This is a genomic window from Sphingomonas sp. SRI_018, assembly GCF_057586275.1.
In genome coordinates this window covers 105,560-129,630 of sequence record NZ_JBYCZO010000002.1, presented here as the reverse complement: position 1 = coordinate 129,630, position 24,071 = coordinate 105,560, and the positions used below count along the sequence as shown (strand labels likewise).

Here is a 24,071-nt window from a genome sequence, read left to right as displayed (position 1 = left end):
TACCGGAGGGGCTCAAGCGAACGGAGTGACGGAAGATGGCCCATGTCCTGATCGTCGAGGCGCGGTTCTATGACCACCTCAACGACCTGCTCCTCGCCGGCGCGCGCGCGGCGATCGAGGCAGCGGGGCACAGCCATGAGACGGTCACCGTTCCGGGCGCGCTCGAGGCGCCTGGCGCGGTGTCGCTGGCGGCGGAGACGGGGCGCTACGACGCCTATGTCGCGCTCGGCGTGGTGATCCGCGGCGAGACCTATCATTTCGAGATCGTCTCCAACGAGAGCGCGCGCGGGCTGATGGCGCTGACCATGGACGGGCTGGCGATCGGCAACGGTATCCTGACCGTCGAGACCGAGGAACAGGCGATCGTCCGCGCCGATCCCGCGCAGGCCGACAAGGGCGGCGGCGCGGCCAGGGCGGCGCTGGCGATGCTCGCGCTCAGGGAGCGGTTCGGGGTCGCATGACCGGCCCGATCCTCTTCACGCCGCGGCTGATGCTGCGGCCGCTCGACGGCTCGGATTTCGAGGCGTGGGCGGCGTTCGCCGCGGACGAGGAGCAGATGCGCTTCCTCGGCGGGCCGAGGGACCGCGCCAACGCCTGGCGCGGGCTGGCCGAGATGGCCGGCGCCTGGGCGGTCTCCGGCTTCTCGATGTTCTCGGTGATCGAGCGCGCCACCGGCCAATGGGTCGGCCGGCTCGGCCCCTGGGCGCCGGAAGGCTGGCCCGGCACCGAGGTCGGCTGGGGCGTCGCCCGCGCGTTCGCCGGCAAGGGCTATGCCTATGAGGGCGCGGTCGCGGCGATGGACTATGCGGTCGAGGTGCTCGGCTGGACCGAGATCATCCACACCATCCATCCCGACAATGTCCGCTCGATCCGCCTCGCCGAGCGGCTGGGATCGACCAACGGCGGCCCGACCAGGCTGCCGCCACCGCTCCAGGACGTGCGGGTCGATCGCTGGGGTCAGACCGCCGACCAATGGCGGGCCCGCCGCGCAGCATTGTGACCGACGCGCCGCCGAGCCGCTACAAGGTGATCGAGCGCGGCCGGCGGCTGGTAGTGATCGATACCCGCACGGGCAGGGAAGCAGCCTCGGCGCCACCGCCCGATCGCACGCGCGTGCCCGACGAGCGACGGATGGGCGAGGGCCCCGATCCGGTCGACCGGATGCTCGATCGCGTGACGAGCGCGGTGGTCAGCGCGGCGCCGCGCTCGGTCGACGACCGTAGCGGCCGTCCGATCCTGACGACCTCATCGCTCTACGATCTCAAGGGCCCTCGCCGAGTGATCCTGGACGAGAACACGCAGCGGGCTTTCGCCGGGGTGGTGATCGTCACGCTCGTCATCGGATTCGTGCTGCTCAGCGTCGCAGTCGAGTGGCCGGCGATCCTGATCGTGCCGGCTCTCGTGCTGATCAATGGCACGAGGCCGATCCGGCGATGGGTCACGACCCGGATCGATGCGCTCGATCAAGCGGCCGACTAGAACAGCCGGCCGCCGTTCGGCACCTCGTGCGACGGGCCGATCAGCACGACCTTGCCGTTCTCGTCCGGGAAACCGAGCGTCAGCACCTCGGACATCATCGGCCCGATCTGGCGCGGTGGGAAGTTGACCACCGCCGCCACCTGCCGCCCGACCAGCATCTCCGGCGTGTAATGCTCGGTGATCTGCGCCGACGACGCCTTGCATCCGATCGGGTCGCCGAAGTCGATCGTCAGGCGATAGGCGGGCTTGCGCGCCTCGGGGAATTCGCGAGCCTCGACGATCGTGCCGACGCGGATGTCGACCTTGAGGAAATCGTCGAAGCCGATCGTCGCCGCCGGCGGCGCGCCGGCGCCATGGTTCATGTGCATCTAGACGCTCGCACCGTCGAACCGGGTGATCTCGAGCGCGTCCGGGTCGATGCCGTCGGTGCAGCGCAGGTTGATCGCGACCATCGCCTTGCCGTCGGGCGCCGTGCCTTCGGCGAACGGCGCGCAGCCGCAGGTGGTGCAGAAATGGTGTTGGATATTGTGCGACTTGAAGGTGTAGGTGGTGAGCGCCTCGCGTCCCTCGACCGTTACCGCATCGGCCGAGGCGAAGTGGAGCAGCGAGCCCTTGCGCCGGCAGATCGAGCAGTTGCAGGCCATCGCCTTGGTCGGCGCCGGCTCGTCGAGCGTATAGTTGACGGCCCCGCAGTGGCAGCTTCCGGTGACGGACATGAGCGAATCTCCTCTCCTCGCCATCCCTTAGCCCGCCAAAGCGGCACCGACCACCGCCGGACTCGCCTCCGGCTCGAGCTGGTCGAGCGTGCACTGGCGCGGCGCCTTGTCGGGACGCCAGCGGAGGAACGCCGTGCCGTGGCGGAAGCGCTGGCCGGTGACATGGTCGTAGCGGACCTCCACTACCAGCTCGGGCCGCAGCGGCTGCCATTCGGCCGAGCGCTCGGTCGACCAGCGGCTGGGGCCGCCCGGCGCGTCGCCGGTGAAGCCGGGCGGTGCGATCAGCGCCTCCAGCCGTCTCGTAAGCGGTACGCGGTCAGGCATGTTCGAAGTGAAGCCGACATGGTCGAGCCGGCCGCCCTCGTCGTAGAGCCCGAGCAGCAGCGAGCCGACCACCGGCTTGCCCGTCGCATAGCGGAAGCCGCCGACGACGCAGTCGGCGGTGCGCAGGCGCTTGACCTTCACCATCGCCCGCTCGCCGGGCCGGTAGGGCTCGTCGAGCCGCTTGGCGACCACGCCGTCGAGCGCGCCGCCCGTCTCCGCCAGCCACTCGCGGGCGCGGGCGGGATCGCGGGTGACGGGCGACAGGTGGAGTGCGGGCGAAGGATTCCTCTCGACGAAGGCCTCCAGCGCGGAGCGACGTTCGGTCAGCGGGGCGGCCGGATCGTCGAGGTCGTCGAAGAGCATCAGCTCGGCCGGCGTCTCGGCGGCGAGCCTGGCGACCCGCTTGGCTGAGGGATGCAGCCGCATCTGCAGCGCGGCGAAGGACAGGCTGCCGCCCACCGGCACGATCAGCTCGCCGTCGAGGCGGAACCGCTTCGCCGGCAGCGCGGCGAGCGCGGCGACCACCTCCGGGAAATAGCGGCCGAGCGGCTTGCCCGCCTTCGACCACAGCTCGACGCGGTCGCCGTCGCGCAGCGCGATGCAGCGGAAGCCGTCCCATTTGGGCTCGAACTGCCACCCCTCGTCCGATGGAAGCCCGGCGGCGAGCTTCGCCTCCATCGGCACGATCGGCGCCGTCACGTCAGGCGTCGGCGAACTCGGCCTCGGCGTTGACCTGGCCCTCCGCCATCGTCGTCAGCTTCTCGTCGGTCGCCTTCTCCTCGGCCAGCGTCTCGGCCAGGATCGACGCCGCCTGGCTCTGGCCGAGCTGGTTGGCCCAGGCGATCAGCGTGCCGTAGCGGGTGATCTCATAATGCTCGACCGCCTGGGCGGCGGCGATCAGCGCGGCGTCGAGCACCTTCTTGTCGGCGATGTCGCCGGCGATCTCGTTGGCTTCCTTGATGATGCCGTCGATCGCCGGGCAGGTGACGCCCTGCGGCTCCTTGCCGAGCAGGCCGAAGACCTGGTCGAGCCGGCGGATCTGGCCCTCGGTCTCGCTGAGATGCACCTCGAACCCCGCCTTGAGATCGGGCGAGGTCGCCTTGTCGACCATCTTCGGCAGCGCCTTGGTGATCTGGTTCTCGGCGTAATAGATGTCCTGCAGCGTGTGCAGGAACAGGTCGTCGAGCGTTGCGATGTCCTTGCTGAACAGGCCCATGGCGGACTCCTTGCCCTTGATCGGTTTCGGGATGTGCCGGCGCGTAAAGGGGGAAACGCGCCGGCACCCGGCAACAACGCGGCGGCAGGACTCAAGTTGCTGTACCCAAGAGTCTTTTTGTCGCCGAATGCGATCGGCCGAGCGCGAAGGGGCTTTGTTGTTGTTCACGATATGTTCTAAACTGACCGCGCCATGCAGGAACGATTCGCCTTCGGTGCGGAGATGGAGATCGAGCGCTGGCGGGCGGCATTGGCGCCGCTGGCCGCCGGCGTGGTGCCGGGCAAGCCGCGGAGGCCGATCGGACAGCTCGTCAAGTCGATGATCAGCGGCCGCACCCGCGACGAGGTGTCGCTCGCAGCCTATCGGCAGCTGGGCCGCCGGTTCGGATCGGTCGGACGGCTGGCGGCGGCCGAGCGGCGCGAGGTGCTGGCGGCGATCCGCGACGTCACCTTCGCCGAGGACAAGGCGGCCCATCTCCTCGAGACACTGCGCCGGATCGGCCGCGAACGGCACGGCTACAAGCTCGATTTCCTGGGCGAGATGCCGCTCGATGACGCGCTGGCCTGGCTGGAGCGCTTCCCGGGGGTGGGGCGGAAGGCGGCAGCCTCGACGCTCAATGCGAGTACGCTCGCGCGGCCGGTGTTCATCGTCGACAGCCATGTGCTGCGCGTGCTGCGACGGCTGGGCTTCGTCTCCAGGACAGCGGAAGCGCAGGCGGCGAGCGAGGCGATGACCGCGGCGATGCCGCACTGGTCCGGCGCCGACTTCCTGTGGTTCCACATCGCCTGCAAGCGGCTCGGCCAGACGCTGTGCCGGCCGGAGGCACCGCAATGCAGCGCCTGCCCGCTCTCCGCCGACTGCCGGCGCCGAGCTAACCGATTGACATCCGCCTGAACGCCCGCCCATCGAATGGCCATGGCCGAGATCAAACTGCATCCGAGCTGGCTGGAGCCGCTGCGTGGCGAGTTCGACAGCCAGTATATGGCGGACCTGCGCAGCTTCCTGGTCGAGGAGAAGGCGCGCGGCAAGCGCATCTTCCCCGCCGGCAGCGAATGGTTCCGCGCGCTCGACCTGACGCCGCTCGACCAGGTGCGCGTCGTCATCCTCGGGCAGGACCCCTATCACGGCCCCGGCCAGGCGCACGGCCTGTGCTTCTCGGTCAAGCCCGGCGTCCGCACGCCGCCGAGCCTGGTCAACATCTTCAAGGAGATGGAGAGCGACCTCGGCATCACGCCGGCGCGGCACGGCTTCCTCGAGCATTGGGCGAAGCAGGGGGTGCTGCTGCTCAACGCGGTGCTGACGGTCGAGATGGGCCTCGCCGCCTCGCACCAAGGCCGCGGCTGGGAGAAGTTCACCGATGCGATCGTGCGGCAGGTCAACGCTAGGCAAGAGCCGGTCGTGTTCCTGCTGTGGGGCAGCCACGCCCAGCGCAAGGCGGCGGCGGTCGACAGCATCGAGCGCGGCGGGCGGCACCTGGTGCTGAAGGCGCCGCACCCTTCGCCGCTGTCGGCGCACAACGGCTTCTTCGGCTGCCGGCATTTCTCCAAGGCCAACGCCTTCCTCGAGAGCCGCGGCCTGCCGCCGATCGACTGGGCGCTGCCTGCACTGGAATAGAGGGATCGACATTTGAGGGAGTGACGACATCTCAATCTTCCTCACCATCACCCCGGACTCGTTCCGGGGTCCACCGGGAGGCAAGGACTGGGCAAGAGGTTTCGAGCGCAGTCGGCGAAGCACAGTGGACCCCGGAACAAGTCCGGGGTGACGGCCGGGTGACGGGCTACGGAAGACCTGCAACCTCAAATGTCGATCCGCTCTAGAGCCGGCCGAGGTTGACCAAATTGACTCGGCGGGGGGTTTGCGTCGGCCGTACGAGGGGAGGCAAGGCCGACGCGCCGGCGAGGCGACGGGAGGGCGCCACCGGCGCGCCACCCGGGTAACAGGTAGGTACCATCGACGCGCCACCCGGGTAACGGGCAGGCGCCACCGGCGCGCCGCCCGAGTGACAGATACGCGCCATCGACGCGCCACCCCGGCGACAGGGGCGCGACACCGGTGCGACGGACAGGCGCCGCCGACGCGCGTGGTTCGCGACAGGCAGGCGGCGTCCCGGCGTCATGCGCGCTCCGGTGACGCGGCAGGACGGGCAGCCGGCGCACCATCGTGCGCGAACGGATCGGCCATCCGGCGGGCATGGAGCGCGAGCGCGTGCTCCCATAGACGATCGAACGGCGTGCCGGCGAGGCGCCGGCGCAACCGGTGTGCGCCCGACCGCGACATGCCCGCGGCCCGCGCCGCGCGCGCGACGCTGCCGCTCTCGGCCAGCGCGGCGAGGAAGATGCGCTGCAAGGCGGGCGTCCATTGCGCGCGGTCCGGCGGGACGCGCGGCTGGAGGGTTCGGGGCGCCACCGGCGCGGCGTCGCGCGCGGGCGGCTGGTTGCGGTGGGGATGCTGTTCCATCGATGAGGATAGAACAGATCAAATCCTACATTGGAAGGGGTTTTGCGACACATGGCGCGCCGGGGTCCGGTTCGGCGGGCGCTTGGCCGATACTTGGGGTGAATGCCGATATATTGGTTCACGCGAAGACGCGAAGACGCGAAGACGCGAAGAAGAAGGAAGATTTTGTTCGCGCAGAGGCGCAGAGAGCGCAGAGGTTACGTCGCTTGCCGCACATGCAGCCGCGCCAGCGGCTTTCAAGCTTGTCGCACGTCAAAGACTGAAGGTCTCGCTGACGCGAGACGGGGCCGCAAACGAATCACCTCTGCGCCTCTGCGCCTCTGCGCGAAAATCCTTCTTTTCCTTTCTTCTTCGCGTCTTCGCGCCTTCGCGTGAACCCTCTCTTCCTTGCCATCCACACCTGTCGGCGCACGATTCATCCGGAATGGCCCACGGCCCTCACTGGAACAGCGGCAGCTCCGGCATCAGCCGCCAGCGTCCGACGATCTCGTGCCGGGTCGCGCCGACATGGCTGTGGATCAGCACGAACTCGTCGACCTGCCATGCGACCGGCGCGACCGCGCGGCTGAACGCCTCGCCCTCGCGATAGCCGAGCGTCAGGTGCGGGCTGAAGCTCCATCCCTCGCGCGCCTTGAGCCCGGCGCGATCGACCTCGGCATGGATCGCGCGCTGGAGCAGCGCCAGCCCGGTCGAGCGCCGCCCCGGCCGCAATGCCACCGATCGGACGGTGCCGACCACGCGGTCGAGCATCAGCTCGAACGCCGCCGCTTCCACCGCATTGCCGATAGCGACCAGCTCGGCGATCAGCTCGTCCGGCCGGCGGGGATGATCGTCGAAAATCTCGAGGGTGATGTGGGCGTGCTCGGATCGGACCGGCGTGCCCTCTCCGCAATAGGTCCGGCGCATCCCTGCGATCGGCGCCAGCACCTCGTCCGCGGGCTTGATCGCGAAGAACGGGCGGTATCGGACGGGTGCGGACCCGGGCAGCTCCTGGAACATTCATGCCTCCGAATCGTCGATTTCGTTCTTTATATGTTCCGCACATCGAAGAGTCGATGAGCGATTGACGCGGCGGCGGTCCGCGCCGACAAGGGAGCGTCATCGACCGGGGGACGCGGCAGTGGCGAAGCGGGGACGTTTGGGTGCGGCGCTGGCTCTGGCGGCGCTGTTGGCAGGATGCGGCGGCGGAGGGGGTGGCCCCGGCGCGGTGGTTGCGCCGAGCCCGACGCCGACTCCAACGCCAACTCCTACACCCACCCCGACACCGACCCCCGTCGCCGGCTGCAGCCTGCGCGAACGGCAGGATTGGGTCGCGGCGCAGATGCGCGAATGGTATCTGTTCCCCGAGACGCTGCCGGCGAGCCTCGATCCCGGCGTCTACCCGACGGTGGACTCCTATCTCGACGCGCTGACCGCGACCGCGCGGTCGCAGGGGCGCGACCGCTATTTCACCTATCTGACCTCGATCGCCGAGGAGAATGCCTATTATGAATCGGGATCGAGCGCCGGCTTCGGCTTCCGGCTCGGCCTCGGCGGGCAGCGGCTGTTCATCATCGAATCCTTCGAGGGCGGGCCGGCGCTGACCGCGGGGATCGATCGCGGCACCGAGATCCTGGCGATCGGCACGACAGCATCGAACCTGCGCAACGTCAGCGACATCATCGCGAGCGCGGGTACCGCCGGCCTGACCGACGCGCTCGGCCCCGACACCGCCGGCACCGCGCGCGTGCTGCGTGTCGCCGACGCGGGCGGCACGCGCACCGTGACCCTCGCCAAGACCGACTTCGCGCTGACGCCGGTCTCCAGCCGCTACGGCGCCAAGGTGCTCGACGACGGCGGGCGCAAGATCGGTTATCTCAACCTGCGCACCTTCATCAACACCGCCGATCCCGCGCTGCGCCAGGCCTTCGCCAATTTCCGCGCGCAGGGCATTACCCAGCTCATCGTCGACTTGCGCTACAATGGCGGCGGCCTGCTTTCGATCGCGGAGTTGATGGGCGACCTGATGGGAGCCAACCGCACCGGATCCGATGTGTTCGACCATGTGACTTTCCGGCCCGAGAAGGCTTCGGAGAACGAGACCCATTATTTCACCGCACAGTCCGAGGCGGTGGCACCGGCCAGGATCGCCTTCATCGGCAGCGGCGGCACCGCGTCGGCGAGCGAGCTCGTGATCAATGGCTTCCTCCCCTATCTCCACGCCAACATGGCGCTGATCGGCACCAACACCTACGGCAAGCCGGTCGGCCAGATCGCGATCGACAAGACCGCCTGCGACGACCGACTGCGGGTGATCGCCTTCGCGCTGGAGAATGCCGCTCACCAGGGCAGCTATTTCAACGGCCTCGCCAGCACCGTCGAGGCGAGCTGCCAGGCGAGCGACGACATCAGCTATCCGCTCGGCGACCCGCGCGAGGCGTCGACCAAGGCGGCGCTCGATTTCCTCGCCGGGCGGAGCTGCACGCGGATCAGCACCGCCAGCGCGGCGACGCGCGAGCTGAAGGTGAGCGCACCGGGCGGCCGCGAGCTGCTGGCGCCGGCGCGGCCGACCACGATGCAGCGCGAGGTGCCGGGGGCGTTCTAGGCCAACTTATTCGGAGGGGCAGTTGCCGGGGCGCGTTTCCGTCTTGCCGCCTGGCAGGTACCAGGTCGAGCGGCCTTCGACCGAATCCTCGTTCTCGTAATAGCAGACCTCGGCGCTCGCCCCATCGGGCGTGATGGCGACCGACCAGTTGTGATAGCCGCAATTGTGCTTCTCGCAGCCCCAGGCGAGGACGCGGCCCTCGCTCATCACGATCGGCGCGTCGGGGCCGTCGTACTTGAACACGAAGTCGCGCGCCTTGGCATCCTTCGCCACCGCGCCGACCGCAGCCTTGACCAGCGGCTCGTCGAGGAAGGTGCGGCCATCCACCTTCTCCGACGGATGGCGGCCGACATAGGCGGCGAGCGGGCCGGGATCGGCCGCAGCCGCGTTGGTCGGGTTGGCGGCAGCGTCATTGGCGGCGACCGCGGCGTTGACCGCATCCGCGGCGGCGTTGGCGGCGGGCTGGTTGGCGGGTTCGCCTTCCCCGCTCCCGCCGCAGCCTGCGAGCAGCAGCGCGGCGGCCAGCGCCGCTCCCGTCCGCGAACGATCGATCATGACATCCTCCCTGTTCGCCGGCCGACTCGACCGTGTCGATGCGATCATGACGGAGAGCGCACCGGCGGCAAGCGACTTTGCGGCCGGCGGGTTCAGCCCGGCTGCTTCAGGCAGGCCGCGATCAGGCGCGCCTCCGGCGTCCTCAACGCGGCCTTGCTGCCGCACAGGAAGATGCCGTTGCGGCAGGCCGGGGCGGCGGTCTCGAGGCCGAAGGCGCGGCAGGCATCCGCAGGCGCGATCGTCGCACCCCGCCCGGCCGCGACGCTGGCCAGCGCCTCCTCGAGCTCCTCGAAATGGTCGTGGCGCCGCAGGAACGGCGGCTGGCTGCCGACGATTTCGGCGAACCAGCGGCCGAACACATATTCATATTCGTCATACGTGACGAAGGGCAGCCGGCCGGCGCCGGCGTCGGCGGTTCCGGCGGCGCCGACCAGCACGAGTTCCTCCTCCGCGACCGCCAGGCTCTCGAACGGCGCGGCCACCACCGGGCGATAGGTCAGGGCAAGGTCGATCTCGCCGCGGCCGAGCGCATCCAGCAACGCGTCCTGGCTGTCGGTGTGCAGGACCAGGCGCTGCTCCAGCGGCAGGCGCGGAAGGAGCGCGGGGACCAGGCGATAGCGGCCGAAGCCGGTGACCGCCCCCAGCCGGAGCGGCGAGACGACCGGCGCGTCGGAGCCGATCGCGGCGCAGACCCGGTCGATGTCGGACAGGGCGCGCCCGACCACGTCGAATATCTCGCGTCCCTTGGGGGTGAGGCGGAGCGAGCGCCCGACACGCTCGGTGAGCCGGATTCCGACCTCGCGCTCGAACCGGCGCAGATCGGCGTGCACGGCCGGCGGCGACTTTCCGATCCGCTGCCCGGCCGCCGTGATGCCGCCGGCCAGGCCGACCGCGTGGAACACGGCCGCGCGCCGCAGGGTGCTGCTGTCCATCATTCATCTGTATCGAAGATTAGCGGCAAGAGGAAAGAATTTTGGAATGATAGCCGCGCGCCTAACGAGTGCATGAGGAGATACCACGATGCGCTCGTTTCTGCTGGCAGCAGCCATTGTCCTCGCGGCCCCTGCGATCGCGCAGGCGCAACCGGACGACGGGAAGCGGATCGCGCAATTCTACAGCTATCGCCTCACCGATCGCGCCCGGTTCGAGAGCGGCTATCGCGCGCATCTCGGCTGGCATGCCCGCCAGCGGGATCGGCTCGTCTGGTATGCCTGGACCGTCCAGTCGGGCCCGCGGCGGGGGCAGTTCATCGATGCGACCGCGGGCGCCAGCTTCGCCGACCTCGACGCGCGGCCCGATATTGCCGGCGACGGCGCGGATTTCGCGCGCACGGCGGCGCCCCATGCCGAGCCGGTCGACGTCGAGACATGGGAGCTGTGGCCGGAGCCATCCACCGCCACCCCGCTGGAGGACCGTGAGCCGAGCCGGACCGTGGACGTGTTCCTCATCCAGGTGGATCCCAGCGAGGAGCTGGCGTTCGAGCGCGCGATCGGCGCGATGGCCACGCGCAAGGTCCCCGGATTGCGCGTGAGCTGGTATCGCAAGCTGCGCGGGGGACGGGTTCCTGCCTATATGGTCCTGCTGGCGCGGGACCGCTGGGCGGACCTCGGCCGGGCCGGCGGCACGCTGTCGTCGCTCCTGGCCGGCGCCTATGGCGCGCAGCCGGCCGCGATCCAGCCGGTGCTCGACGGCGTCGCGTCGATCGACACCGAAAGCTGGAGCTACGAGCCGCGGCTGTCGCTGATCCCGGGAATTCCGCTGCTGCCCTGATCTACGCCGTCCCGGCCTGGTGTCCCCACAGCACCAATGGTCGTGCTCTTGTCATCTTCTGCTATCGCGGCTCCTGGCGCATCATCGCTCGATGATGGTCATGGGAGTGTGGCTGCGGGTGGGGAAGACAGGCATGGATCGGCGCGGGACGGGTTCGTCATTGTGGCGCGGCTTCGCCGCTGCGGTCGCCCTGGCCGGCGGCGTTCCCGCCGCGGTGGCGCAGGACGCGCAGCCGACCCAGAGCCCCCCGTCCGCAAACCAGGACGGGCTCCGCCCTGTGCTCAACTCCGACGGCGGGAGGACGCTGCGCTTCGACTGGCCGATGCTCAGCATCGGCACCGGCGAATATGAGGAGGGGCCGACCGGCGTCACCGTGTTCCGCTTCGGCCGCAAGGTGCACGGCGCGGTCGACGTGCGCGGCGGGGCGCCGGGGACGGTCAACACCGATTTCCTGCGGCTCGGCTACGAGACGCCCGACCTGGATGCGGTCGTCTTCGCCGGCGGTTCCTGGTACGGGCTCGAGGCGACCACTGCCGTCGATACCGCGCTCAAGGACGACGGGGTGCGCAGCGGCTATTGGGACAATATCGGCCTCGCCGTCGGCGCGATCATCTACGACTTCGGCGGCCGGCGGCTGAACGAGATCTATCCGGACAAGCGCCTCGCCCAGGCGGCGCTGAGGGCGGCGCGTCCCGGCATCTTCCCGCTCGGCGCGCGCGGCGCCGGCCGCTCGGCGATGACGGGCAGCCTGTTCGGCTGCGACGCCCATTCGGGGCAGGGCGGCGCCTTCCGCCAGGTCGGACCGGTCAAGATCGCCGCCTTCACCGTCGTCAACGCATTCGGCGCCGTCACCGACCGCGACGGCAAGCTGGTCGCCTGCTATCCCGATCCCGCCTGGCCGAAAGACGTGAAGACGAGCCAGCTGCTCACCGATTTCTCTGAGAAGCGGCTGTCGGGGCTGCTCGCCTCCTCGGCCGACAAGGGACGCAAGAACACGACGGTCAGCCTGGTCGTCACCAACGTGAAGATGAGCCCGGCCGAGCTGCAGCGGCTCGCGATCCAGGTCCACAGCTCGATGGCGCGCGGCATCCAGCCGTTTCAGACCATGTTCGATGGCGACGTCCTCTACGCCGTCTCGACCGACGAGGTCGATCCGGGCGAGACGACGCTGGGCTTCGGCTCGGTCGACGTCGCCACGCTGGCGTCGGAGGCGATGTGGGACGCGATTCTCGCCTCGGTGCCGCCGCAGCCGGCGGCGCCGGTGCCGGCGAAGCGCGCCGTCGCGGGGCAGGCGGTGCTCGAGGGCTATGCCGGCGACTATCGTTTCAGCCCGATCGCCGAGCTCCGCGTCACCGCGCGCGAGGGCAAGCTGTTCGGCGAGGCGACCGGCAAGTACGACATCTTCTCGATCAAGCGCGGCCAGCCGGTCGAGCTGTTGCCGGTGACCGCGACCGACTTCACCGTGCCGGGTCGCTATCCGATGCTGCTGCGCTTCGACGGCAACGGGATGCTGACGATCAATCCCGGATCGTGGCAGCAGGTCGCGCAGAGGACCGACCGCTGACGTGCCGCGCCTTCAGCCGATGACCGAGCCGATCGAGGAAGCCGATCCGGCCGAGCTGCTCCACGCCACCTACGCCGGGCACCTGCTTCCCGGCCGGCAGCTCGAGGCGTTCCGCCGGTTCGAGCACCTCTTCCCGACGCGCATGGTCCGCCGCGGCATGGCCGCGCGCCCGTTGCCGCGACGCGACGCGCCGTTCCCGGAGCTGTCATTCCGGTCGAACGGCAAGAGCTGCGACCTCTACGACTATGTCTCGCGCAACCGCGGCATCGGCCTCCTCATCCTGAAGGACGGCGCCATCGCGTTCGAGAACCACGAGCTCGGCCATGACGAGCGCACGCGCTGGATGTCGATGTCGATGGCCAAGTCGATCACCGCGACCCTGGTCGGCGTGGCGATCAACGACGGCTTCATCGCCTCGCTCGACGACCCGCTCACCCGCTACCTCCCCGAGCTCGCGGGCTCGGGCTATGACGGCGTCAGCGTCCGGCAGCTGCTGATGATGGCGTCCGGCGTGCGCTGGAGCGAGGATTACCTCGACCCGGCGTCGGACCGGCGGCGGATGCTCGACCTCCAGCTCACGCAGCAGCCGGGCGCGATCATGGACTTCATGGCGAGCCTGCCGCGCGTCGCCGAGCCCGGCACGGTATGGAACTACAGCACCGGCGAGACGCATGTCGCCGGCGCGCTGGTCCGCGCCGCGACCGGGCGGCCGCTCGCCGACTATCTGTCGGAGCGGATCTGGTCGCGGCTCGGCATGGACCAGGACGCCTTCTGGTGGCTCGAATCGCCGGGCGGGCTGGAGGTCGCGGGCAGCGGGCTCAGCGCGACGCTGCGCGACTATGGCCGCTTCGGGCTGTTCATCGCCGGCGGCGGCGTGATCGACGGCGAGCGCGTGCTGCCGGAGGGGTGGGTCGCCGAATCCGGCGGCTGCGCGATCCCGGCGCCGGGGCGCGGCCATTACGGGCTGATGTGGTGGCCGATCGCCGGCAGCGACGGCGGCTATGGCGACGGCGCGTTCCGGGCAGGCGGCATCTTCGGCCAATATATCTACGTCAACCCGAAGCAGCGCGTGGTCATCGTCGTGTGGAGCACGCGGTCGAAGCCGCTCGGCGCCGACGCGATCGAGGACAACGACTTCTTCAACGCCGTGGTCGAGGCGCTCGGGTGAGCGGCGCCGCGGCCGTGCAGCCGATCGCCCCCTTCGCCCCGCCGGCCGGGGAGCGGACGCTGTTCGGGCACCCGCGCGGGCTCGCCTATATCGTCTTCACGGAGGCGTGGGAGCGGTTCTCCTTCTACGGGATGCAGGCGCTGCTGGTGCTCTACATGGCGGGCTATCTGCTCCAGCCCGGCCATGTCGACCAGGTGCTCGGCTTCGCCGGCTACCGCCATATGGTCGAGGCGCTGTTCGGGCCGCTCTCCACGCAGGCGCTGGCGACGCAGACCTTCGGCCTCTACGGCGGCTTCGTCTATCTGACGCCGATCTTCGGCGGCCTGCTCGGCGACCGCGTGCTCGGGCGGACGCGCGCGGTCACGCTGGGGGCGGCAGTGATGGTCGCCGGGCATTTCCTGATGGCGTTCGAGGGCGCCTTCCTGATCGCGATCCTGGCGCTGCTGGTCGGCTGCGGGCTGCTCAAGGGCAATCTCGCCGCACAGGTGGGGGCGCTCTATCCGCGCGACGATCCGCGCCGCGACCGTGCCTTCTCGATCTATTATGTCGGCGTCAACGTCGGCGCCGCCGTCGCGCCGCTGATCTGCGGGACGCTGGGCGAGCTCTACGGCTGGCATTACGGCTTCAGCGCGGCGGGGGTCGGGATGCTGATCGGCCTTGGCGTCTACCTGTCGGGGCACCGGCACCTGCCGCCGGATGGCCTCGCTGCCGGCGGCGAGGCGCCGCGACTGGCACGGAGCGATGTGAGGCCGATCCTCGGCCTGCTGATCGTCCTCGCGCTCGTCACCCTGTTCTGGGTGGCGCAGACGCAGGTGTGGAACAGCTATCCGCTGTGGGTGCGCGACCGGGTGGACCGCGGGCTGTTCGGGCTCAGCGTGCCGATCACCTGGTTCCAGTCGGTCGATTCGATCGCGGTGCTGCTGTTCGCGCCCGTCTGCATGGCGATCTGGCGGTGGCAGGAGCGCCGGCGCGCGGAGCCGTCCGATCTCGGCAAGGTCGCGCTCGGCTGCGCGGTGTTCGCGGGGGCGTGCCTGTGGCTCGTCGTCGGCGAGGCGCTGTCGGGGGGCACGCGAGTGCCGATGCTGTGGCCGGTGCTGTTCCACCTCACCTGCGCCTTCGGCTATCTCTATGTCGTGCCGATCGCGCTGGCGCTGTTCGCGCGCGCCGCGCCCGCCTCGGTCAATGCGCTGATGGTGTCGGTCTACTACGTCGGCATCTTCCTCGGATCGATCGCGAGCGGCTGGCTCGGCCGCTTCTACGGCACCGTTCCGCCATCGCATTTCTGGGCCATCCACGCCGCCGTCGTCGGCGCCGCGGCGGTGCTGATCGTCGCGCTGCACCGCCCGCTCACGCGCCTGCTCCGCATCGGCGCGCCCCATCGTTCAGGAGTAGCATCATGACCGACCGCACCTACGACAACGACCGCCTCCGGCGTCTCGACGTCGCGCATCACCTGCCGGCGCAGCAGGACTGGGGGCTGCAGCGCGCCGCTGGCGGCAGCCGCGTGATCGTGCGCGCCGAGGGGTCGACGATCCACGATGCCGAGGGCAACGCGCTGCTCGACGCGATGGCAGGGCTGTGGTGCGTCCAGGTCGGCTATGGCCGCGAGGAGCTGGCGCGCGCCGCCTATGACCAGATGCGCGAGCTGCCCTTCTACAACAGCTTCTTCCGCACCGCCGCGCCGCCGACGATCGAGCTCGCCGCGAAGATCGCGGAGCTGCTCGGCGGCCGGCTGAACCACGTCTTCTTCAACAGCTCGGGCTCCGAGGCGGTCGACACGCTGATCCGTACCGCGCGCCATTATTGGCAGGTGAAGGGCGAGCCGCAGCGCACGGTGATCATCGGCCGCACCAACGGCTATCACGGATCGACCATCGGCGGCGTCAGCATGGGCGGGATGGCCGCGATGCGCGCGCAGGGCGGGCCGTGGGTGCCCGACATCGAGCATGTCCTCCAGCCCTATCGCTTCAACGAGGGGTTCGGCGAGGACCCGGACGCCTTCGCCGCGCGCGCCGCCGACGCGATCGAGCGGCGCATCCTGGAGGTGGGGCCGGAGCGGGTCGCGATGATCTTCGGCGAGCCGGTGCAGGGCGCGGGCGGCGTCATCATCCCGCCCGACGGCTATTGGCCGCGCGTCGAGGCGATCGCGCGCAAATATGGCGTGCTGCTCGGCTGCGACGAGGTGATCTGCGGATTCGGGCGGCTCGGGCGGTGGTTCGGCTTCCAGCATTTCGGCGTCGCGCCCGATCTGGTGTCGATGGCGAAGGGGCTGTCGTCGGGCTATCTGCCGATCTCCGCGGTCGGCGTCGCCGATCATGTCGTCGAGACGATCCGCGGCGCGGGCAAGCCCTTCGTCCACGGCTATACCTATTCGGGCCATCCGACCGCGGCGGCGGTGGCGCTCGCCAACATCGGCATCATCGAGCGCGAGGGGCTGGTCGAGCGCACGGAGATGGAGAGCGGTCCCTATTTCGCCGCGGCGCTGGAGCGATTGGCCGACCATCCGCTGGTCGGCGAGGTGCGCTCGCTCGGCCTGCTCGGCGCGATCGAGATCGTTGCCGAGAAGGGGACGAACAGGCGCTTCGGCGGCGCGGAAGGAACGGCGGGGCCGATGCTGCGCGATGCCTGCATCGAGCGGGGGCTGATGATCCGCGCGGTGCGCGATTCGCTGGTGATGAGCCCGCCGCTGGTCATCACCCATGCCGAGATCGACCGCATGGTCGACATCATCCGCGACGCGCTCGACGCCTGCCGGCCGCGCCTCGACGACACGCGCGCCGCCGCCTGATCCTGGAACCGATCGATGGCCGATTTCACCCCCTTTCGCTGGGACGACCCGTTCCTGCTCGACGCGCAGCTCACCGACGAGGAGCGGATGGTGCGCGACACCGCCGAGACCTATGCGCAGGAGCGGCTGCTGCCGCGCGTCCTGTCGGCAACGATTGAGGAGCGGTTCGACCGCGAGATCATGTCGGAGCTCGGCGAGCTCGGGCTGCTCGGCGCGACGATCGACGGCTATGGCTGCGCGGGGGTGAGCCATGTCGCCTACGGCCTCGTCGCGCGCGCGGTCGAGCGGGCCGATTCGGGCTATCGCTCGGCGATGAGCGTGCAGTCGAGCCTCGTCATGCACCCGATCCATGCCTATGGCAGCGAGGCGCAGCGGCAGGCCTATCTCCCGCGTCTTGCCAGGGGCGAGATCGTCGGCTGCTTCGGCCTGACCGAGCCCGATGCCGGCTCCGATCCCGGGGGCATGAAGACCCGGGCGCGGCGGGTCGACGGCGGCTATCGCCTGACCGGCAGCAAGATGTGGATCACCAATTCGCCGATCGCCGACATCGCGGTGGTGTGGGCGAAGGACGACGACGGCGTCATCCGCGGCTTCATCCTGGAGCGCGGCATGGCGGGGCTGAGCTTCCCCAAGATCGAGAACAAGCTGTCGCTGCGCGCCTCGATCACCGGCGAGATCGTGATGGACGAGGTGTTGGTGCCGGAGGAGAATCTCCTCCCCGGCGCGCGGGGCCTCGGCGGGCCGTTCGGCTGCCTCAACAAGGCGCGCTACGGCATCGCCTGGGGAGCGATGGGCGCGGCCGAGGATTGTTATCATCGCGCGCGCCAATATTCTCTTGACCGCAGCCAGTTCGGACGGCCGCTCGCCGCCAACCAGATCCCGCAGCTCAAGCTCGCCGACATGGCGACCGAGATCGCGCTGGGCCTCGGGGCGGCGCTGGCGGTGGGGCGGAACATCGACGCGGGCACCTGGTCGCCGGAGATGGTGAGCCTGATCAAGCGCAACAATTGCGGCAAGGCGCTGGAGATCGCCCGCACCGCACGCGACATGCACGGCGGCAACGGCATCTCGGCCGAGTTCCATGTGATCCGCCACATGATCAACCTCGAGACGGTCAACACCTACGAGGGCACGCACGACATCCATGCGCTGATTCTCGGACGTGCGATCACCGGGATACCGGCGTTCGTGCCGGGTGGCTGACGCACGCTCTCCGGTGGTGACCGATGGGCACCAGCCATCGACTCTTTGGCATCTGGCGGTGCAGCATGGTTCGGCAATCATCGAGGTCCGCAGGAGCATCACGACCGGATCGGCAACAGCCACGCCCGCAGAGGCACATCCGGACTTGCCAGGGAAGGATCGAGAATGAGCGGACGTTACAGGATGCTGGCGGCGGCGACGATGCTGGCATCGCCCTGGTGGCTGGCGAGCGCGGCCGCGCAGGATGCGCCTGCCCAGGCGGCGGAGGCGCCCGCCGACGCCGACGACATCATCGTCACTGCCAGCCGCCGCGATGAGCAGCTGAGCCACGTGCCCGCCAGCATCGCCGCGCTCAGCCAGGCGAAGATGGACAGCCAGGGCGTGCGCGACGTCAACGACATCGCCCGCCTGACGCCGGGCCTCAACTTTCGGCGCGAGAGCCGCTTCTCGGGATCGAACACCAACATCGCCATCCGCGGCATCCAGTCGACCGACGGCGCGGCGACCACCGGCATCTACATCGACGACGTGCCGATCCAGTCGCGCGCGGTCGGCTTCAGCTCGGCCAACACCTATCCCAAGATCTTCGACCTGCAGCGCGTCGAGGTGCTGCGTGGGCCGCAGGGCACGCTGTTCGGCGCGGGCGCGGAGGGCGGCGCGGTGCGCTTCATCACGCCGCAGCCGGGGTACGACCGCTACAGCGGCTATGCCCGCGCCGAGGTCGCCTTCACCGAGAACGGCGATCCCACCTATGAGGCGGGCGCGGCGGTCGGCGGACCGATCGTGAAGGACGTGCTCGCCTTCCGCGCCAGCGCCTGGTTCCGGCGCGACGGCGGCTGGGTCGACCGGGTCGATTCGAACACGGGCACGGTCACGGCCGACGCCAATTCGGAGAATTCGCTCGCCTTCAAGGCCGCGATCGGCTGGCGGCCGGTCGAGGGGCTGACGATCACGCCGTCGGTCTACTACCAGAACGTCAAGATCGACGACACCGGCGGCTATTGGGAGGCGCTGACCGACCGCGGCGACACCCGCTTCCGCAACGGCTATGTCCAGGCGCAGCCGCAGCGCGACCGCTATGTGCTGCCCTCGCTGGGCGTGGACTGGGATTTCGGCGGCGTCACGCTGATCTCCACGACGTCATGGTTCGACCGCAACCAGCGCGAGACCCGCGACTATACCAATTTCGATGCCGAGCTGGTCTCGCCGGGCCATCCCTATCCGACGCTGCCGGGCCAGGTCGCGACCGGCTTCTTCGGCGACAAACAGCATAATTTCACGCAGGAGGTGCGGCTGCAGTCGAACGGCAGCGGGCCGTTCCATTTCGTGATCGGCGGCTTCTACAGCAACGAGCGGCAGAGCTCCTATCAGCGCAACCGCGACGAATTCATGGACACGCTGATCCGCAACGCCTTCAACAACGCGTTCGGGATCGAGGGCTTCTTCGGTACCGGCTATCTGCCCGACTTCTACATCTACGACAGCATCACCCGCAGCCGGACGCGGCAGCTCGCCGGGTTCGGGCAGGTGGACTTCAAGCCCACGGACACGCTGACGCTGACCGCGGGCGTGCGCGTCGCCCACGTCAAGGTGGACCACGCGCAATATGCGATCGGCCCCTTCGCCGGGGGCACGATCGACACATCGGGCAGCGCCAAGGAGACGCCGGTCACGCCCAAGTTCGGCATTTCCTGGCAGGTGACGCCGGACAATCTCGTCTATGCCTCGTTCGCCAAGGGCTTCCGCGCCGGCGGAGCGCAGACCCGCGTGCCGGCATTGTGCGAGCCCGACGTCCGCGGCCTCGGCTATGACCAGTCGCCGGCCAGCTACGATTCCGACAGCGTCTGGTCCTATGAGCTCGGCACCAAGGGCGGCTTCCTCGGCGGTGCGCTGACGGTCGATGCCAGCGCCTTCTACATCAAGTGGAAGAACATCCAGACATCGCTGTACCTGCCGACCTGCGGATCGAGCTTCATCGCCAATGCGGGGCAGGCGACCAGCAAGGGCTTCGACCTGGCGCTGCAGGGCCGGCCGAGCGACGGGCTGACGCTGGGGCTGGTGATGGGCTATACCCACGCCACCTACGACGAGGATGTCTACGGCGGCAGTGGGCTGCTGATCTTCGGCAAGGGCGACTATGTCTACCGGGGGCCGAAGCTGAGCTTCACCCTGTCCGGCCAGTACGACTTCCAGCTGGGGGGAAGCGGCGCCGACCGCGACGGGTTCGTGCGGTTCGACTATTCCTACGGTCAGCGTGGGCCTCGCAACAATCCCGACGCATTCGGCTATGACCCGGTCATCACCAACGGCGATGAGACCAACATCATCAACGCGCGGGCCGGTATCCGGCGCGACGGGGCCGAGCTGTCGCTGTTCGTGAACAATCTCACCAACAACCATCCCGAACTGGCGCGCTACCGCCTGTTCCCGGGATCGCCGCTGATCACCAACGCGACCGTCCGCCCGCGGACGATCGGGCTTACGGCGACCTATCGCTATTGAGGGAGATGGGGGAGAGCCTGGAGCCTGATTGGCCCGTGTGTATCTGTTCCCCGGCGAAGGCCGGGGCCCAGTTGCGAGCGGTTTGATCCTGGGCCCCGGCCTTCGCCGGGGAACGGCTGCTTCAAGTCGAGTAGGTCAAACTCCGGCTCCCCCGCGGTTCAGCGCGGCCGGTCGAGGTCGGCGATCATCCGCGCGATCGTGCGGGTGTCGTCGTCACGCATCAGCGCCTCGGCGACGCGCGCGCGGTCGCCGGGCGGGTGCGACTGGCTGAGCTTGGCGACGCCCTCGATGCTGTCGACATGGATACGGAAGGAGCGGATCATCGGCAGCAGCATCGCGACGCGGCCCTCCGGCGCGTTGTCGAGCGTCCAGGGCCGATCGGCGCCGCGCTCCAGGCAGGCGGCGGTGCGCTCCAGCACGGCGAGCTGGCCGGCCTCGTCGTCGATCGGCTCGAGCGTGCCGCGGACATGCGCGGCGACATAGTCCCAGGTCGGCACCTGCGGCTTCTCGACATACCAGCGCGGCGAGACATAGGCGTGCGGCCCGGAGAACACCGCCAGCACCTGCTGCCCCGCCGACAACGCGGGCGCATGCGGATTGCGCCGCGCCATATGGCCGAGCAGCCGGTCGGTGGCGGCGTCATGCTCGAAGACGATCGGGCAGGAGGTGGCGCGGATGCCCGCCTCGTCGGTCGTGATCAGCAGCGCGAAGGGATAGGTGCCGACGATCGCCGCCGGATCATCGGCGCGGTAGACGTCAGGCACGAACAGGCCCGGCCTGGCTTGCCCCGGCGCGGTCATGCGCCCGCGGCGAGCGGCGGCACTTCGACCGCCATCAGCTTGATCTCGACATAGTCGTCGATGCCGTGCCGCGCCCCTTCGCGGCCGAGTCCGGACTCCTTGACCCCGCCGAACGGCGCGACCTCGGTCGAGACGGTGCCGGTGTTCATGCCGACCATGCCATACTCCAGCGCCTCGGCCATCCGATAGGACCGCGCCATGTCACGCGTATAGACGTAAGCGGCGAGGCCCGCGCGGCCTTCGTTGGCGAGCTCGACGGCCTCCGCCTCGCCCTCGAAGCGGATCAGCGCGGCGAGCGGGCCGAAGGTCTCCTCGCGGCACAGCAGCGACTGCGGATCGACGTCGGCAAGCACCGTCGGCGCGAAGAAGCTGCCCTCGGCGGTGCCGCCGCCGGTCAGCATCCGGGCACCGCGCTCGACCGCGTCCCTCAGATGGCGGGCGACCTTGTCGACCGCAGCCGCGTTGATCAGCGGTCCCTGATCGGTGCCGTCCGCGAGACCATCGCCGAGCCGCAGCGCGGCGGCGCGCTCGGCGAGCCTGGCGGCGAAGGCGTCGTAGACCGGCGCCTCGACGAAGATGCGGTTGGCGCAGATGCAGGTCTGGCCGGCATTGCGGAACTTGGCGATCATCGCGCCGGCGACGGCGGCATCGAGGTCGGCGTCCGCGAAGACGATGAACGGCGCGTTCCCGCCGAGCTCGAGCGAGACGCGCTTGACCGTCGCCATGCAGCGCGCGGCGAGCTGCTTGCCGACCGCGGTCGACCCCGTGAAGCTGAACTTGGCGATGCGCGGATCGCCGACGAGGACGTCCCCGATCGGTGTGGGGGCGCCGGTGACGATGTTGAACACGCCGGCCGGCACGTCCGCCTCGTCGGCCAGCACCGCCAGCGCGAGCGCGGAGAAGGGGGTGAGCTCCGACGGCTTGAGCACGATCGTGCAACCGGCGGCGAGCGCGGGCGCGACTTTGCGCGCGATCATCGACGAGGGGAAGTTCCACGGCGTCACCGCCGCGACGACGCCGACCGGCGCGCGCGTGACGATCAGCCGCCGGTCGGCCTGGTTGGCCGGGATCACATCGCCGTAGATGCGCCGCGCCTCCTCGGCGAACCATTCGAGATAGGCGGCGGTCGACCCGACCTCGCCGCGCGCCTCGGCGAGCGGCTTGCCCTGCTCGCTGGTGAGGATGCGCGCCAGGTCCTCGCGGTGCGCGACGATCAGGTCATGCCAGCGGCGCAGAATCTCCGACCGTTCCTTCGCCGAACGCGCGCGCCAGGCGGGCAGCGCACGCTCGGCCGCCGCCACAGCATCGCGCGCCGCTGCGCCGTCGAGATCGGGGACCGTGCCGATCACCGCCCCGGTCGCCGGGTTGGAGACGGCGAGGGTCGCATCGCCGTCGATCCAGCGTCCGCCGACATAGGCCGACCGGCGCAGCAGCTCGGGACGGGCGAGGGCGATGGGGTCGGTCATTCGCCGCTCTCCCGGGCGAGCGCCTGCTCGAGGATGTCCAGCCCCTCCGCCAGCTGCGCATCCGGGATGGTGAGCGGCGCCAGAATACGGATCGCCTGCCCGAGCGGGCCACAGGTGAGGATGATGAGGCCGCGGTCGAGCGCCCGCGCGACCACCCGCTTCGCCGCTTGCGGGTCGGGCGCGCCGGCATCGTCGAGGATGTCGAAGGCAACCATCGCGCCGAGTCCGCGCGGCGCGGAGACGCGGGTCAAGTCATTGCGCCCCGCGAACCCGGCGATGCGGGCGGAAAGCGCGGCTCCGATCGCGGCGGCACGCTCGCACAGCCGCTCCTCCTCGATCACGTCGAGCACGGCCAGTGCGGCCGCGCACGCCATCGGCGAACCGCCGAAGGTGGTGCCGAGCCCGCCCGGGTCGCACGCGTCCATCACCGCCTTGCGCCCGATCACCCCGGCGAGGGGGAAGCCGCCGGCGAGCCCCTTGGCCACGGTGATCAGGTCCGGCTCGACCCCGCTGTGCTCGATACCGAACAGCTTTCCGGTGCGGGCGAAGCCGGTCTGCACCTCGTCGGCGACCAGCAGGATGCCGTGGCGGTCGCAGATGTCGCGAAGCGCGCGCAGCAGCTCGTGCGGCGTCGGATGGAAGCCGCCTTCGCCCTGGACCGGCTCGATGATGATCGCGGCGACCTGTCCGGGATCGACGCTCGCGGCGAACAGCAGGTCGAGCGCGCGCAGGCTCTCCGCGACGGTGACGTCGCCGGAGGGGAAGGGCACGTGGTGGATGCCGCCCTGCATCGGCCCGAAGCCGGTCTTGTAGGGGGCGACCTTGCCGGTCAGCGCCATCGTCAGCAGCGAGCGCCCGTGGAACGCGCCGGTGAACGCGATCACCGACGCCCGCCCGGTCGCGCGGCGGGCGATCTTCACCGCATTCTCGACCGCCTCCGCGCCGGTCGAGAAGAGCACCGTCTGCGCATCCCCCGCGACCGGTGCGAGCGCGTTGAGCCGCTCGGCCAGCGCGACATAGGGCTCGTAGGCGACGACCTGGAAGGCGGTATGCGTGAACCTGTCGAGTTGCGCATGGACCGCCGCCATCACCCTGGGGTGCCGATGCCCCGTGTTGAGCACCGCGATCCCTGCCGCGAAGTCGATGTAGCGCCGCCCCTCGACGTCCCACAGCTCGGCGTTCTCCGCCCGGTCGGCGGCGATCGCGGTGACGTTGGCGATGCCCCGCGGGATCGCCTCGAGACGGCGACGGTGGAGCGCGGCGTTGGACTGCATGGCGGCCTTTCGAAGACAAGCGAACAGGCCGCCAGACTGTCACCCTGCGTCGGTCGGAATAAGATGCGAACGAGAGCGGCGGTGGTGCATGCGAATCACCGTCGGGCTTTTGCTCAATCCTCCCCCGCCAGGGGGAGGTGGCGCGCGAAGCGTGACGGAGGGGGAGGAAGCACACCGATGGCCGGTCGCCGTCCTCCCCCCT

General features: G+C 69.8%; 24 protein-coding genes. 13 read left to right on the top strand and 11 right to left on the bottom strand.

Annotation, left to right across the window (positions count from 1 at the left end):
- Nucleotides 1–35: 35 nt before the first annotated feature.
- The 3 genes from ribH to AC2YHA_RS12535 are packed head-to-tail and all read left to right on the top strand — an operon-like array spanning nucleotide 36 to nucleotide 1,479.
- Nucleotides 36–461 carry a 6,7-dimethyl-8-ribityllumazine synthase gene (ribH, locus tag AC2YHA_RS12545; RefSeq protein ID WP_487401841.1) on the top strand — a complete coding sequence of 142 codons (426 nt, stop codon included), beginning with the start codon at nucleotides 36–38 and terminating at the stop codon, nucleotides 459–461.
- Nucleotides 458–1,000: a GNAT family N-acetyltransferase gene (locus tag AC2YHA_RS12540; protein ID WP_487401840.1), complete on the top strand. Its 543-nt coding sequence runs from the start codon at nucleotides 458–460 to the stop codon at nucleotides 998–1,000. The genes ribH and AC2YHA_RS12540 overlap by 4 nt, the downstream gene beginning before the upstream one ends.
- The gene (locus tag AC2YHA_RS12535) at nucleotides 997–1,479 is read left to right on the top strand and encodes a hypothetical protein (protein WP_487401839.1); all 483 of its coding nucleotides are present in this window, start codon (nucleotides 997–999) and stop codon (nucleotides 1,477–1,479) included. Before AC2YHA_RS12540 ends, AC2YHA_RS12535 begins: the two co-directional genes overlap by 4 nt.
- Here AC2YHA_RS12535 and AC2YHA_RS12530 read toward each other — a convergent pair.
- Genes AC2YHA_RS12530 through AC2YHA_RS12515 form a run of 4 tightly spaced genes read right to left on the bottom strand, consistent with a single transcriptional unit; the run spans nucleotide 1,476 to nucleotide 3,735 of the window.
- Complete coding sequence (locus AC2YHA_RS12530) at nucleotides 1,476–1,847, bottom strand: tRNA-binding protein (protein WP_487401838.1); 372 nt, start codon at nucleotides 1,845–1,847, stop codon at nucleotides 1,476–1,478. The genes AC2YHA_RS12535 and AC2YHA_RS12530 overlap by 4 nt on opposite strands.
- Nucleotides 1,848–2,195: a GFA family protein gene (locus AC2YHA_RS12525; RefSeq protein WP_487401837.1), complete on the bottom strand. Its 348-nt coding sequence runs from the start codon at nucleotides 2,193–2,195 to the stop codon at nucleotides 1,848–1,850. It abuts the gene before it with no gap.
- Nucleotides 2,196–2,222: 27 nt separating this feature from the next.
- On the bottom strand, nucleotides 2,223–3,218 hold the full coding sequence (locus AC2YHA_RS12520; protein WP_487401836.1) for an ATP-dependent DNA ligase: 996 nt from the start codon (nucleotides 3,216–3,218) through the stop codon (nucleotides 2,223–2,225).
- A gap of 1 nt (nucleotide 3,219) precedes the next feature.
- Nucleotides 3,220–3,735, bottom strand: coding sequence for a YciE/YciF ferroxidase family protein (locus AC2YHA_RS12515; protein ID WP_233784584.1), 516 nt, complete (start codon nucleotides 3,733–3,735; stop codon nucleotides 3,220–3,222).
- A 192-nt stretch (nucleotides 3,736–3,927) separates the two neighbouring features.
- On the opposite strand from AC2YHA_RS12515, the gene AC2YHA_RS12510 reads away from it, so the two are divergent.
- Nucleotides 3,928–4,629, top strand: a complete 702-nt coding sequence (locus AC2YHA_RS12510; protein WP_487401835.1) for an endonuclease III domain-containing protein — start codon at nucleotides 3,928–3,930, stop codon at nucleotides 4,627–4,629.
- A gap of 21 nt (nucleotides 4,630–4,650) precedes the next feature.
- Nucleotides 4,651–5,349, top strand: coding sequence for a uracil-DNA glycosylase (gene ung, locus AC2YHA_RS12505; RefSeq protein ID WP_487401834.1), 699 nt, complete (start codon nucleotides 4,651–4,653; stop codon nucleotides 5,347–5,349).
- Nucleotides 5,350–5,850: 501 nt separating this feature from the next.
- Here the strand turns inward: ung and AC2YHA_RS12500 are convergent.
- Together AC2YHA_RS12500 and AC2YHA_RS12495 are read right to left on the bottom strand one after the other, a co-directional pair.
- Nucleotides 5,851–6,195: a LysR family transcriptional regulator gene (locus tag AC2YHA_RS12500; RefSeq protein WP_487401833.1), complete on the bottom strand. Its 345-nt coding sequence runs from the start codon at nucleotides 6,193–6,195 to the stop codon at nucleotides 5,851–5,853.
- 438 nt (nucleotides 6,196–6,633) lie between these two features.
- A complete protein-coding gene (locus AC2YHA_RS12495; RefSeq protein WP_233784589.1) occupies nucleotides 6,634–7,194 on the bottom strand; it encodes a 2'-5' RNA ligase family protein in 561 nt (186 codons plus the stop codon).
- 121 nt (nucleotides 7,195–7,315) lie between these two features.
- Here AC2YHA_RS12495 and AC2YHA_RS12490 point away from each other — a divergent pair, with 121 nt between their 5' ends.
- Complete coding sequence (locus AC2YHA_RS12490) at nucleotides 7,316–8,779, top strand: S41 family peptidase (protein WP_487401832.1); 1,464 nt, start codon at nucleotides 7,316–7,318, stop codon at nucleotides 8,777–8,779.
- A 6-nt stretch (nucleotides 8,780–8,785) separates the two neighbouring features.
- Here AC2YHA_RS12490 and AC2YHA_RS12485 read toward each other — a convergent pair whose 3' ends face one another.
- Both AC2YHA_RS12485 and AC2YHA_RS12480 read right to left on the bottom strand, forming a co-directional pair.
- Nucleotides 8,786–9,334: an Ivy family c-type lysozyme inhibitor gene (locus AC2YHA_RS12485; protein WP_487401831.1), complete on the bottom strand. Its 549-nt coding sequence runs from the start codon at nucleotides 9,332–9,334 to the stop codon at nucleotides 8,786–8,788.
- A gap of 92 nt (nucleotides 9,335–9,426) precedes the next feature.
- The gene (locus AC2YHA_RS12480; RefSeq protein ID WP_487401830.1) at nucleotides 9,427–10,266 is read right to left on the bottom strand and encodes a LysR family transcriptional regulator; all 840 of its coding nucleotides are present in this window, start codon (nucleotides 10,264–10,266) and stop codon (nucleotides 9,427–9,429) included.
- A gap of 88 nt (nucleotides 10,267–10,354) precedes the next feature.
- Between AC2YHA_RS12480 and AC2YHA_RS12475 the strand changes: the two genes are divergently transcribed.
- The 7 genes from AC2YHA_RS12475 (at nucleotide 10,355) to AC2YHA_RS12445 (ending at nucleotide 20,329) form a co-directional block, all read left to right on the top strand.
- Nucleotides 10,355–11,104 carry a hypothetical protein gene (locus AC2YHA_RS12475; RefSeq protein ID WP_487401829.1) on the top strand — a complete coding sequence of 250 codons (750 nt, stop codon included), beginning with the start codon at nucleotides 10,355–10,357 and terminating at the stop codon, nucleotides 11,102–11,104.
- Nucleotides 11,105–11,237: 133 nt separating this feature from the next.
- Nucleotides 11,238–12,668 (top strand): P1 family peptidase, encoded by a 1,431-nt coding sequence (locus AC2YHA_RS12470; protein ID WP_487401828.1) that lies wholly within the window; start codon nucleotides 11,238–11,240, stop codon nucleotides 12,666–12,668.
- A 19-nt stretch (nucleotides 12,669–12,687) separates the two neighbouring features.
- Nucleotides 12,688–13,836, top strand: a complete 1,149-nt coding sequence (locus AC2YHA_RS12465; protein ID WP_487401827.1) for a serine hydrolase domain-containing protein — start codon at nucleotides 12,688–12,690, stop codon at nucleotides 13,834–13,836.
- Nucleotides 13,833–15,236 carry a peptide MFS transporter gene (locus AC2YHA_RS12460; RefSeq protein WP_487401826.1) on the top strand — a complete coding sequence of 468 codons (1,404 nt, stop codon included), beginning with the start codon at nucleotides 13,833–13,835 and terminating at the stop codon, nucleotides 15,234–15,236. Before AC2YHA_RS12465 ends, AC2YHA_RS12460 begins: the two co-directional genes overlap by 4 nt.
- Complete coding sequence (locus AC2YHA_RS12455) at nucleotides 15,233–16,624, top strand: aminotransferase (RefSeq protein ID WP_487401825.1); 1,392 nt, start codon at nucleotides 15,233–15,235, stop codon at nucleotides 16,622–16,624. Before AC2YHA_RS12460 ends, AC2YHA_RS12455 begins: the two co-directional genes overlap by 4 nt.
- 15 nt (nucleotides 16,625–16,639) lie before the next feature.
- On the top strand, nucleotides 16,640–17,827 hold the full coding sequence (locus AC2YHA_RS12450; RefSeq protein ID WP_487401824.1) for an acyl-CoA dehydrogenase: 1,188 nt from the start codon (nucleotides 16,640–16,642) through the stop codon (nucleotides 17,825–17,827).
- A gap of 165 nt (nucleotides 17,828–17,992) precedes the next feature.
- Nucleotides 17,993–20,329, top strand: a complete 2,337-nt coding sequence (locus AC2YHA_RS12445) for a TonB-dependent receptor (RefSeq protein ID WP_487401823.1) — start codon at nucleotides 17,993–17,995, stop codon at nucleotides 20,327–20,329.
- A gap of 158 nt (nucleotides 20,330–20,487) precedes the next feature.
- Here AC2YHA_RS12445 and AC2YHA_RS12440 read toward each other — a convergent pair whose 3' ends face one another.
- From AC2YHA_RS12440 to gabT, 3 genes are read right to left on the bottom strand one after another with little or no spacing between them, the layout of a single operon-like run.
- Nucleotides 20,488–21,129: an FMN-binding negative transcriptional regulator gene (locus tag AC2YHA_RS12440; RefSeq protein ID WP_487401822.1), complete on the bottom strand. Its 642-nt coding sequence runs from the start codon at nucleotides 21,127–21,129 to the stop codon at nucleotides 20,488–20,490.
- On the bottom strand, nucleotides 21,126–22,595 hold the full coding sequence (locus AC2YHA_RS12435) for an NAD-dependent succinate-semialdehyde dehydrogenase (protein ID WP_487401821.1): 1,470 nt from the start codon (nucleotides 22,593–22,595) through the stop codon (nucleotides 21,126–21,128). The genes AC2YHA_RS12440 and AC2YHA_RS12435 overlap by 4 nt, the downstream gene beginning before the upstream one ends.
- Nucleotides 22,592–23,869, bottom strand: coding sequence for a 4-aminobutyrate--2-oxoglutarate transaminase (gene gabT, locus AC2YHA_RS12430; RefSeq protein ID WP_487401820.1), 1,278 nt, complete (start codon nucleotides 23,867–23,869; stop codon nucleotides 22,592–22,594). The genes AC2YHA_RS12435 and gabT overlap by 4 nt, the downstream gene beginning before the upstream one ends.
- Nucleotides 23,870–24,071 lie beyond the last annotated feature (202 nt).